Raw genomic sequence first — 11,763 nt, 5'->3', positions numbered from 1 at the left:
GGGAAAGGGATTCTCTTACCAGATACTAGTTCGCATCCTACCGGCCGGAGGCCTAGAGCCAGGTGGTCACTCGGCTGGAGCCGAGCGACTGCGGCAGAGACGGCTTAACTTCCAGTAAGAAAGTATTATCAATTCTAAGTAAGGTTCTTCGCTTTGCTCTGAATGACAGTTTTAGTAAGTGTCTAGCGAAGGTTGTGCGAACACCAGCCAAAGTATTCGATCATTAGCCACAGGAATAGAGAAACGCTATTCAAACCTTTTTTACTTTGTCAGCGTTACCCATTTACTAGCTAAACCCCTTTTAGATGTCGTATCACTCGCTTCCTGTTTCCGATAAATTACAACTTACTACGCTCGGTCAGCTTAAGGCGGCTGGCTACCAACCCGAATCTATTAAAGACGAACTTCGTCGGAATCTAATTGCTAAAATGCGTTCAGGCGAGCCTGTTTTCCCCGGTATTTATGGATACGAAGACACGGTAATTCCCGACGTGGAGCGTGCTCTTCTTTCCCGGCACCACATTAACCTGCTAGGTCTTCGGGGTCAGGCCAAAACCCGGATTGCCCGCTTGATGGTGTATCTGCTCGACGAGTACATTCCTGTCGTAGAAGGCTCTGAATTGAATGACGATCCACTGCAACCGCTGTCTCGCTTTGCAGTAGACCTTATTGCGGAGAAAGGCGACGACACACCCGTCACCTGGCTGCACCGGGAAGAACGTTACACCGAAAAACTGGCCACACCCGACGTATCCGTAGCCGACCTCATTGGTGACGCTGACCCCATTAAAGCCGCAACGCTGAAGTTACCCTATTCTGACGAGCGGGTGATTCACTTTGGGCTGATTCCCCGTTCGCACCGGAGTATTTTTGTCATTAATGAATTACCTGATTTACAGGCTCGTATTCAGGTTTCGTTATTTAATATTTTACAGGAAGGCGATATTCAGATTCGCGGGTTTAAACTGCGATTACCGCTGGACATTCAATTCGTTTTCACGGCTAACCCGGAAGATTATACGAACCGGGGCAGCATTGTAACGCCTTTGAAAGACCGGATCGACAGCCAGATTCTAACGCACTACCCACGTACCCTGGAAATTGGCAAGCGTATTACTAAGCAAGAGGCCAAGGTGAAAGAAGGTCAGGAAATCGTGACGATTAATGAAGTGACGGAAGACCTCATCGAACAAATTGCCATTGAAGCCCGTCAGAGCGAATATGTTGATGCGAAATCGGGAGTATCCGCCCGGATGACGATTTCAGCCTATGAAAATCTGGTATCGGCTGCCGAACGTCGGGCTTTATTGAATAATGAAGAACACACATTCGTTCGCATTTCTGATTTATACGGCGTTATTCCCGCCATTACAGGTAAGGTAGAATTGGTTTACGAAGGCGAGGTTGAAGGCCCGTACATTGTGGCCATGAACCTGGTCAGTAAGGCCATCAAAACGCAGTTTCTGAATTACTTCCCCGATCCTGAAAAGCTTAAAAAGCAGATCAAGAATAAGAAAAATCCCTTCCAGAAAATTCAGAACTGGTTCAGCGAAAACTCGCTGGACTTACTGAGTGATTTGTCGGATAAGGATTATCAAAACCGACTGCTGGCCATTGATGGGCTGGATGATCTGGTGGAAGAATTTCATACCGACATCACGGGCAATGAGAAGTTCTTCTTCATGGAATTCGTCCTCCACGGCATGGCGGAATTTTCGCTCATCAGCAAAAAACCACTCGATACTGGTTTGCAATTTAAAGACCTTACCGATAGTCTCATGTCAGGTTTAAGCTTTGACGATGATGAAGAGGAAGATGATGATGAAGATTTTGGCCGACGTCGTTAGTTGTTAATTCGTTGTTAGTTGTTACTTATTTATTGTTAGTGAAAAGGACGGCTTCTTGCAGAGCCGTCCTTTTTCTATAACCTAATTGACGTAGAGACGCGACTTTATCGCGTCTGGCTGGGAAATGAGAACTTGTTTAACTGGTAACAAAACTGCCTCTACCCAGACGCGACTTAATCGCGTTTCTACCAACAAACAACCATCAACTAACCACTATAACTAAACTGATTTTCGCACAATTAACCTAAATGGATTTGCAATCTGTTCCGTTGAATTTTTCAGGATTAACTCAGCCGCCTGCTTGCCCATGGCTTCAAAATCAGTAGACAACACGGTGATGCCATCCAGAATAATTTCCTTGAGCGGGCTTTCGTTGTATGAAATAATTCCAACGTCCTGCCCTACCATAAGTCCACTCGATTTCGCCTGCTTCACCAGCGTTACCAGATCATCTTCCATCAGGTTAATGTACACATCGCCGGGCGACATTAACTCCTTCGAAACGTCGGAAATAATTTTATAAGGGAACCCAAATTCGGTACAGAATTTCTGGAAACCGATCAGAATTTCGCGGGCGTGATAGGTATGTAACGGAAAGATCAACTTCAATGTCTGATACTTCCGCAGTAACTCTTCTCCTTCGGTCAGTGCCGTAAAAATGTCCTTTTCAAAATCCTGATACACCGACGCGTAATCCCCTTCTACCCCCGGAATCAATTTATCCAGAATCAATAACTGCTCTTTGGGTAAATGATTTACCAGCTCGGCTGCCGACTCACCTCCTTCCAGAAAGTGAGCAATAATGACGTAGTGGGTATAATGACCAGCCCGGTTCTGAATCAGCTCCTTGAAAAGTCGAAAGTTGTTATTGTAGACGTAAAAATCGACGGCTGTTTCCTCGCCCAGTACTTCAACCATCGTATCATAAATGATCTTTTTATGGGGGCTTAGTTTATTAAACAGTAAAAAAACCCGGCGTTTCTGACGGTAACTAGCACTAGCAATGTAAAAACCTTTTCCTGGTACCGAACCCAGAATTCCCAGCTTTTTTAACTCATTATAAGCCTTTTCTGCCGTATCTCTAGAAATGTCGTATAACATCGACAATTCATTGATCGACGGCAACCCCTGGTTCGTTTTCACTAACCCGCGTTCAATAGCCGAGATAACCGAATTGACGATTTGTTTGTATTTAGGAGTAGTCGAATATTCGTCAATCTGAATAATTTCGAAAACCTGCCGAACCGTTTGTTTCATAGACTACCTGTGTGCTAACTAGCTGTAAAGGCCGTAAGTTAACCGGAAATGGAATGAGTACTATCTTTTTTGTATGGTTCTGAATAGATTCTTTCCTTTGGGTTATGGCTACTTTGAACTAGCTGTTATTAACTCTCTAAACTATGATCCCTTATTCATTACGTCTCAGTCGATGGCTCCTGCTTGGTTGTTGCCTCTTCGTGAGTGAGTTACTCCAAGCTCAAAATGCTCCCCAAAAACTTCGATTTGAATACGGCGATATTCGGCTGGGCACGGGTGTAACCCAACCCCGGTTGAGCTGGCAACTCGCTAATACACACCCCGGCGTTCGACAAACGGCTTATCAGATTCTAGTGGCTTCTTCACCCAAAAAACTAGCCCAAAATGAAGCCGATCTCTGGGATTCGGGCAAGGTTAAAACCAGCCAGTCGGTGTATGTCGATTACCAGGGTAAATCGCTGGAAAGTCGTCAGCGTTATTTCTGGAAAGTGCAAACCTGGGATGAAAAAGGGACCGCCTCGGGCTGGTCTTCGGCAGATTGGTGGGAAATGGGTTTACTCGATAAAAAAGAATGGAAAGCCGACTGGATTGGGATGGCTGGAATTATGGGCGAGCCTCCTCGCTCGACGCAGGCTCGCAAAGATTTTCGGTAAAGAATAACCTCGTCAAGGCCCGGATTTATGCCACGGGTTTAGGCGATTATGTGCTAAAGATTAATAATCAGAAAGTAGGCGATCAACTTCTCGCCCCCGGCTGGACGGATTATCTGAAGAAAGTATACTACCAGACTTACGACGTTACCTCATTATTAAAAAGTGGTGAAAATCAGTTGGATGCTTTCTTGGGTAACGGTTGGTGGAGCGGTGGACTGGGCTGGGGCGGCGGTTTTCATCGCTATTCTCAGGGGCCACTCCGCTTATTATGCCAGTTGGAATTGACCTATGCCGACGGTAGCACGGAAGTAATTGCATCGAATAAAGACTGGAAAATTCGCCTTTCGCCCGTGATTTACGATGCCATGTATCACGGCGAACATTACGACGCCCGGCTGGAAGCCAAAGGTACAGACGCCGACGGATGGGTTACGCCTGTGGTGTTAAATGATGCCCAAAACCCAACGACGCTTTTTGGGCCGAATAAAGATCCGAACGTGGGCGAAAAAGCGGACATTTTCGACATGAAGAAAATGGAAGTAGTGGCTCAGGAAGCCCCGCCCATTCGGGTCACAGAAACGAAAAAAGCGGTGACCGTAACCGAGCCCAAACCGGGTCATTTCGTTTTTGATTTCGGTCAGAATATGGCCGGAATTGTCCATTTAAGTATTCCGAAGGCTACGTATAGTCAGGAAGTGGTCTTGCATTTTGCGGAGTTATTACACGAAGACGGCACCGTTGCTCAGGAAAACCTGCGTTCGGCCAAGTCAACGGATCGCTACATCTGTAAAAGCAACGGCGAAGCAGAAGAATGGGAGCCGATGTTTCTTTACCACGGCTTTCGTTACGTAGAAGTCGTCGGATTCCCCGGTAAACCAACTGTTGAAAATGTAATAGCAAAGGTAATTCATACCGATTTTCAGCCCATTGGTGAGTTTTCGGCTTCCGAAGAAATCCTGAATAAAATCTACTCCAACGCGAAATGGACCCTGAAGAGTAATGCGTTATCCATCCCCACCGATTGCCCCCAACGGGACGAACGATTAGGCTGGATGGGTGATGCTCAGATTTTCGTGGCATCCTCCTGTTACCTGATGGACATCAATAGTTTCTGGGCGAAATATGCTCGTGACATTGCGGATTCTCAGCACCCTTCCGGTTATGTCTACGATGTAAATCCGAAGATGGTAGTGGGTGGTCCTTCCAAACCCGCCTGGGGCGATGCAACGCTAATTGTTCCCTGGACGACGTATGAATTTTTCGGTGATAAACGCATTCTCGAAAAGAACTACGAAAGTATGAAAGCCTGGGTGGAGTACATGAATACCCACACTTCCACCAAAAAAGCAGGGATCTATTACTTCTCTGATCCTGATGAAAAATGGTTTGGTTATGGCGACTGGGTTCCCGTCGTGGCTTCTCCGGGCAAGCCTATCGGCGGAGCGTATCAGATTTACTCCAATACCTTACTAGCCAAAGCGGCCCACGTATTAGGAAAAACGAAGGAGGCTGAAACCTATGCGGCTTTAGCTAAACAGTATACTACAAAATATAATGAACTGTATTTCAAGGATAATAACTACGAAGGAAAAACGCAGGCAGCCAATTTGATGCCGCTTTCCTTTGGCATTGTTCCTGAAAAATTGAAACCCGTCATTGCGAAAAACGTGGCCGATGATGTCAAAGCTCATCAGGATCATTTGACAACGGGCTTTATTGCTTCGCAGCAGATTTTACCCCGATTAACGGATTACGGGTATAATGACCTGGCCTACAAAGTGGCCACTCAGAAAACCTATCCAAGCTGGGGTTACATGGCCGAAAATGGAGCGACAACCATGTGGGAACTCTGGAATTCAGATAAGGAACGTCCTGAAGGCATGAACTCCCGAAATCACTTTGCGTATGGTTCGGTAATTGAATGGTACTTCCGTTACCTGGCTGGGGTAGAACCCATTGAGCCGGGGTTCAAAACCTTCCGCATCTCCCCTAAGCCCCCGAAGGGTTTGAATAGGGTTAACTTCTCGTATCAGTCTTTATACGGCCCAATTGTTTCGAATTGGGAGCGTAAAGATGGAAAGTTAATTCTAAACGTAACCGTTCCGCCTAACACGGTAGCAGATCTAGAATTACCCCTACAGGCGGGACAATCGGCTTCGCTGGAAGGCAAGAAGTTAAAGAAAGGCGTTTCCAAGCTTCAGCCAGGCTCTTATCAGATTTTGATTCAGTAACTGTCACGGTTGCAATTTTCTTCGATTACGAAATTCTAACACACCTTCAAGATTTAAACTTTCGGAAAGGTGTGTTACCGCTGTTCCGGGTTTGCAATCCGAAAGAGCGACAGTATAGTAATTGCACGAACATTATTGATTTTCATCTTAAAATAAGTATTTTTGATTCCATCAGATATATTTTCTTATTCAGAAATAACAATGAAAAAGAAAACTGTCTAATTATGAAAGCAAATAATAATATTTCATCAGCAAATTTAAATGCATTAGCCAAATTAATATCTAATGCATCTTTCAAACGCTTAATCAGTAACGAAAATGCTAATACTTATGGAAAACAAATAAAAAAACTTCTTTCTGCTAATGGCAAATCAATAAATAAAAAATTCACTATAAATGAATTAATTAACATTTCATACAATCATTTATTGGAAAATTACAGATACGAGTATATTTACAAGTCTATTTGGCTTAACGAATATGTTTTAAAAGAATACTGTCTCTCTAATACAATTATATTAAATGAATTTAAAATAGGCAATTCAATTGCAGATGCAGTACTAGTAAATGGCATCAATAAGGTTTTTGAGATAAAAACAGAATTGGACTCTCCTGAACGTTTGACAAGCCAAATTAATGATTATTATAGAGCATTTTCAGAAGTATATATTATTATTCACCATTCCTTATTACATAAATACATATGTTTGATAGAGCAATCTGTTGGAATAATGCTACTTTCTCCTGAAAACCTAATTACAGAATACAGACCGTCTACCCCTGTAACCTCTAAGTTAGATTCAATAACTATGATAAAAGCTTTAAGAAAAGATGAATTTTTAACAATGGTAAAAAATATATTGGGATATATACCTACTGCAAAACCTGTACACTTATTCAGGGCTTGTGTGGAAATACTATTACAATATCCTGAAAACGAAATTCAAAAAGAATTTTTAAAAATAATAAAAAACAGAATCAATCCATCTACAAATCATCTTATTACAACTAGTAAAATCCCCAACACGCTCAAACTTTCATGTTATTTATCAAATATAACGCCCTACGATTACGATCAATTATTAAAAAAACTTCAACTTAAATTTTAATATAAACTATGTATCTGCCCTTCCTACGATCCAAACAGTTTGAGTTATTAGCTTTAAGAGACTTAATACATCTTCCTTTAGAATCTCAAAAAATATCACCAATAATCGAACCAGTAAAAAAAGACATTAAAGGTATAGAAACAGCAATAGGATCTTTATATAAAAACAAAATAAACTTACAATTAATTGTAAATCCTGAAAACGGAGATATAAAAAAAGACAATAAAATTATTTTTGATTTAATAGACAAGTTAAAGTCCAATGGTATTGGCAATATCACACCAACTTACATTATTAGTAAAGATACTGATTTTATTAATTTCAAAAAATCAATTAAAACCTATGGCCATGAAAATACTGGATATTCAATAATTAGGTTAAATCCAACAAGCAACTCAGAAGAACTCAAGAACATAGTAAACTCAACTAACATAATATATAATATAATTCAGGTAAATCATATTTTTAGCTTAAGAAGAGGTTACCCTTCTGATAAACTAGCTTTCCTAAATGATCCATTTATCAAACAGAAAAAGAATGGAGACTATAAAGATTTTGAAGATGAGTTCTTTTCTAATGATTATTTACATTATAAAAGTGAAGGTTTTTATGGTTTTTCAGACTATTTGACTATCGGAGCAGAGTTTATAGAAGGGGGTATGTTACCATATGCCGTAGTAATACATCTTACTTATGTAGATAAAAATACAAAAGATATTAGAATAAAACATTTCTTATCCGATAGTAACTATGACACTAGTGATACTGGAGGTAAGTTTTATGAAGCTCTTGAAAAGCTCATTCATTTTGTCAATACAGAACATATATATAATACTATAGCCATACAACAATTTAAAGAATATTATACAAAGGGGACTTTCCCTGGACTAGGTGTGATAAAGAAATTGTCTATTATGCATCATATTGAATTAATTCAGTCCTTATTGTAATATTATGAATTGCTGTATAAATTGTTTTGCTGATAATAGCTTGAAAGAAATCATAAAATCACAATCCGCAACTTTAGGTAATTGTGATTTTTGCGAAACTCAAAATATCATTATTATAAATTGTCATGAATTAAGTGACCATTTCAATGAATTATTTGAACTATATACTAACTTTCCAAATTCAATAAATTCTCTAAAGATTGATAGATCGGTAAATATCCATGAGCATTTGACTTTATATTGGACTAATCTTTTCAATAGAAACGCGTTAAAGATCAGAGAAATAAAGCATCTAATAGACCAAATTGGCCGAGGAAGTCGGCTCTATACCTCTAAATTATTTTCAGATCCTGTAGAAATTTCTTCACTTATTGAAGATTTAGATGGCTTTGAAAGTAATCTACTGAGATGGGATATTTTTTGTAATGAAATTAAATATACTAATAGATTCTTCTTAAATACTAGCATTGACACAGATAAACTTTCGAGTATTTTTCAAAGATTAGCATCTACTTATCCAATTGGAACAATATTTTACAGAGCTAGAATTTCTGATAATTTACTAAAAAAGTCAGAGTTAGGCAAACCTCCTAAAGAAAAAACTACTCCTGGCAGAGCTAATCCTGTTGGCATTCCGTATTTATATGTTTCAGAAAGTGAGCGAACAACGCTATATGAAACTAGAGTTGCTTTACACGAAGGTATAAGCATTGGGAAATTCATCCTAGTACAACCACTAAATTTAATTTCATTAAAAGACATATATAGTTATGGACCTTTTGAAATATTAGATAAAGGTTTCACACTAGAAGAATTCATACAATTTAGGCCCTATTTACAAAAGCTAAGCGAAGAGCTTTCTAAACCTGTTAGAAAGCAGGATGTACATTTAGACTACTTACCTACTCAATATTTGTGTGAATTCATAAAATCATCTCTAGGTTTTGATGCTATAGAATATAAAAGTTCTATGAATTCTATTGGATATAACTTAGCTATATTCAATGATAGTAAATTAGCTTGTTCTGAGGTTAATTTCTATATAGTTAAAGATTTAGAGTATTCTTGGGAATAGGTATAGCTTAGGCTACCATATATCATAGTAAGTTATAGTCACTGGTTATTCACCTTCCTGAAAACTTATAACCCTGTTGCGGATCTGTGATCTGCTTGTTGGGATTACAAATCCCATACAGATGGCTTTCGGATTGCAAATCAGAAAGAGCGACAGACGCAATTTCATCTTATTTAGCTCTCCCCACCTCGGTTGGTGTCTCACCAACTACGCCGTAGGAATGGCCCTTTTTATCCTCCTGCTGTTCCGGATTTGCAATCCGGAACTCGTCTGTTGCGGATCTATGATCCGCTTATCGGGATTCTAAATCCCATACAGATGGCTTTCGGATTTACAATCCGAAAGAGCGGCCCGCCCCTCAGGGAACCTTGACCTTCACAGAGCAGGACAGTTCACCCTAACAGACCATGACGGCTCATTCTTTTTCCTTTGGTTCATTTGTACCGCTAACTAAGAATCTGTTTCATTTTTATATACAATCATGACTGAGACTACCTCTTTTAAACATGTAAGTTATTTGTGGGACGACGCGAAAGCAGCTGAACTCGCTGGCGACGAAGTAGCTCTCCTCATTTACCGTTCCAACCTCCTTGGAGCGGATCTTCGCTTGACGAATTACGGCGGTGGTAATACTTCCTGTAAGGTTACTTCTCCCGATCCATTGACAGGCCAGGACACGCCCGTAATGTGGGTAAAAGGCTCTGGTGGTGATTTAGGAACTTTAAAAAAATCAGGTCTGGCGGCTTTGTATCTGGACCGTCTGCACGCTCTGAAAAACCGTTACCGGGGGCTGGAATTTGAAGATGAAATGGTCAACTTATTTAACTATTGCATCTACGACCTGGATTCCAAAGCTCCTTCGATTGATACGCCCTTACACGCTTTTTTACCCTTCAAGCACGTCGATCACCTGCACCCCGATGCAGCCATCGCCATTGCGGCGGCCAAAGACGGCGAACAAATCGTTAAAGACTTATTCGGTGGAACTTTAGGTTGGGTTCCCTGGCAACGTCCTGGCTTCGACCTCGGTTTGCAACTAGAGCGTTGCTTGGCTGAAAATCCTGGCATTCGCGGCATTTTTCTGGGTAGTCACGGACTATTTACCTGGGGTGACACAGCTTACGAAAGCTACCTTAACACACTGGAAGTAATCGAGCGTTGTGCTGAATACCTGGAAGAAAACTACGGCAAAAAAGGGCCCGTTTTGGTGGGCAAAAAGTAGAAACAGTAGCAAATCGTAAAGAACAGGCTGCCAAACTGGCTCCCGTGTTACGCGGATTTTGCTCAAGTTATGTTCGTATGGTCGGTCACTTCACCGATGATGAACGCGTGCTGCAATTCATCAACTCTAACGACCTGGACAAACTGGCTCCGCTGGGGACTTCCTGCCCTGACCACTTCCTTCGTACCAAAATTCAGCCGCTTGTTCTCGACTTACCCGCGGATGCTGACCTTTCAGATACCGCAGTATTGAAGGAAAAGCTGGCTCCGGCGTTTGAAGCTTATCGTCAGATGTATACGGAGTATTACGAAAACTGCAAACGCAGCAACAGCCCTGCCATGCGTGATCCAAATCCCGTGGTGATTCTGTGGCCGGGCGTAGGTCAGTTTACGTTTGCCAAAGACAAACAAACGGCTCGGGTTGCTTCTGAGTTTTATGTGAATGCCATCAACGTGATGCGTGGAGCAGAAGCCATCTCTGAATACACCTCCTTACCTCGGCAGGAAGCTTTTGATATTGAATACTGGTTACTCGAAGAAGCAAAACTGCAACGCATGCCCAAACCGAAACCTTTGTCGGGGAAAATCGCCCTGATTACGGGTTCTGCGGGAGGTATTGGCAAGGCCATCGCGAAGAAATTGCAGGCAGAAGGTGCGGTTATTTTCCTGAATGATAACGACTCTGGCCGTCTGGAAGGTGCAAAAGAAGAATTTCAGAAAAACTACGGTAAAGATGCTTTCAACGCAGAACTACTGGATGTAACTTCTGCTGAATCCATCGAAAAAGCATTCGATGCCTGTGCTCTGGCGTTCGGTGGCGTAGATATCGTGGTTAATAATGCCGGTATATCCATCTCTAAATCCATCGCCGATCACACGGAAAAAGATTGGGATTTGTTATTCGACATCCTCGTTAAAGGCCAGTTCCTGGTTTCGCAGGCTGCCGTTGCCATGATGCGGAAACAAGCTTTAGGTGGAGATATTATTAACATCGCTTCCAAAAACGCCGTAGTAAGCGGTCCTAATAACCTGGGGTATGGTTCGGCGAAAGCCGCTCAGGCCCATGGTACCCGCCTGCTGGCGGCGGAAGTGGGTCCCGAAAAAATCCGCGTCAACACAATTAATCCCGACGCAGTCATTGCTGACTCTAAAATCTGGGCAGGTGCCTGGGCCGAGGGTCGTGCAAAAGCCTATGGTATTACGGTAGAAGATTTACCCGCTTTCTACGCAAAACGCACTTTACTGAACGAAATCATCCTGCCCGAAGACATCGCCAACGCCTGCTTCGCGTTTACTGGAGGGTTACTAAACAAGTCCACCGGCAACGCCCTCAACGTAGACGGCGGCGTAGCCATGGGCTTTTACCGATAAGAATCGTTTTCCGTTTGCTGTTTTCAGTTTTCAATTAGGGGTTGCCACA

Annotated in this window: 7 protein-coding genes and 1 pseudogene; 7 read left to right on the top strand and 1 reads right to left on the bottom strand. The window is 42.0% G+C overall.

Annotated features, from left to right (window positions below):
* Positions 1–305 precede the first annotated feature (305 nt).
* Positions 306–1,847, top strand: a complete 1,542-nt coding sequence (locus tag BWI96_RS08975; RefSeq protein WP_106636306.1) for a magnesium chelatase — start codon at positions 306–308, stop codon at positions 1,845–1,847.
* Between the two features lie 219 nt (positions 1,848–2,066).
* Here BWI96_RS08975 and BWI96_RS08970 read toward each other — a convergent pair whose 3' ends face one another.
* Positions 2,067–3,104 (bottom strand): GntR family transcriptional regulator, encoded by a 1,038-nt coding sequence (locus BWI96_RS08970; RefSeq protein ID WP_106636305.1) that lies wholly within the window; start codon positions 3,102–3,104, stop codon positions 2,067–2,069.
* Between the two features lie 143 nt (positions 3,105–3,247).
* Between BWI96_RS08970 and BWI96_RS08965 the strand changes: the two genes are divergently transcribed.
* The 6 genes and pseudogenes from BWI96_RS08965 (at position 3,248) to BWI96_RS08940 (ending at position 11,714) form a co-directional block, all read left to right on the top strand.
* Positions 3,248–3,757 carry a hypothetical protein gene (locus BWI96_RS08965; protein ID WP_106636304.1) on the top strand — a complete coding sequence of 170 codons (510 nt, stop codon included), beginning with the start codon at positions 3,248–3,250 and terminating at the stop codon, positions 3,755–3,757.
* Positions 3,676–5,988 (top strand): family 78 glycoside hydrolase catalytic domain, encoded by a 2,313-nt coding sequence (locus BWI96_RS08960; protein ID WP_106636303.1) that lies wholly within the window; start codon positions 3,676–3,678, stop codon positions 5,986–5,988. Before BWI96_RS08965 ends, BWI96_RS08960 begins: the two co-directional genes overlap by 82 nt.
* A 224-nt stretch (positions 5,989–6,212) precedes the next feature.
* Positions 6,213–7,097: a sce7726 family protein gene (locus tag BWI96_RS08955; protein WP_106636302.1), complete on the top strand. Its 885-nt coding sequence runs from the start codon at positions 6,213–6,215 to the stop codon at positions 7,095–7,097.
* 8 nt (positions 7,098–7,105) lie between these two features.
* The gene (locus BWI96_RS08950; RefSeq protein ID WP_106636301.1) at positions 7,106–8,047 is read left to right on the top strand and encodes a sce7725 family protein; all 942 of its coding nucleotides are present in this window, start codon (positions 7,106–7,108) and stop codon (positions 8,045–8,047) included.
* Between the two features lie 40 nt (positions 8,048–8,087).
* Positions 8,088–9,122 carry an RES family NAD+ phosphorylase gene (locus tag BWI96_RS08945; RefSeq protein WP_198555202.1) on the top strand — a complete coding sequence of 345 codons (1,035 nt, stop codon included), beginning with the start codon at positions 8,088–8,090 and terminating at the stop codon, positions 9,120–9,122.
* A gap of 481 nt (positions 9,123–9,603) precedes the next feature.
* A pseudogene (locus BWI96_RS08940) lies at positions 9,604–11,714 on the top strand (bifunctional aldolase/short-chain dehydrogenase).
* Positions 11,715–11,763: the final 49 nt, after the last annotated feature.

This window comes from Siphonobacter sp. SORGH_AS_0500 (genome assembly GCF_002838835.1).
GTDB lineage: Bacteria > Bacteroidota > Bacteroidia > Cytophagales > Spirosomataceae > Siphonobacter.
The sequence above is the reverse complement of the archived record's forward strand: the minus strand, read 5'-3'. Positions and strand labels throughout refer to the sequence as shown.

Excerpts from the sequence above, each read along its gene's own strand:
- BWI96_RS08975 (WP_106636306.1), top strand. The coding sequence starts at position 306 with ATGTCGTATCACTCGCTTCCTGTTTCCGATAAATTACAACTTACTACG.
- BWI96_RS08970 (WP_106636305.1), bottom strand. The coding sequence starts at position 3,104 with ATGAAACAAACGGTTCGGCAGGTTTTCGAAATTATTCAGATTGACGAA.
- BWI96_RS08965 (WP_106636304.1), top strand. The coding sequence starts at position 3,248 with ATGATCCCTTATTCATTACGTCTCAGTCGATGGCTCCTGCTTGGTTGT.
- BWI96_RS08960 (WP_106636303.1), top strand. The coding sequence starts at position 3,676 with ATGGAAAGCCGACTGGATTGGGATGGCTGGAATTATGGGCGAGCCTCC.
- BWI96_RS08955 (WP_106636302.1), top strand. The coding sequence starts at position 6,213 with ATGAAAGCAAATAATAATATTTCATCAGCAAATTTAAATGCATTAGCC.
- BWI96_RS08950 (WP_106636301.1), top strand. The coding sequence starts at position 7,106 with ATGTATCTGCCCTTCCTACGATCCAAACAGTTTGAGTTATTAGCTTTA.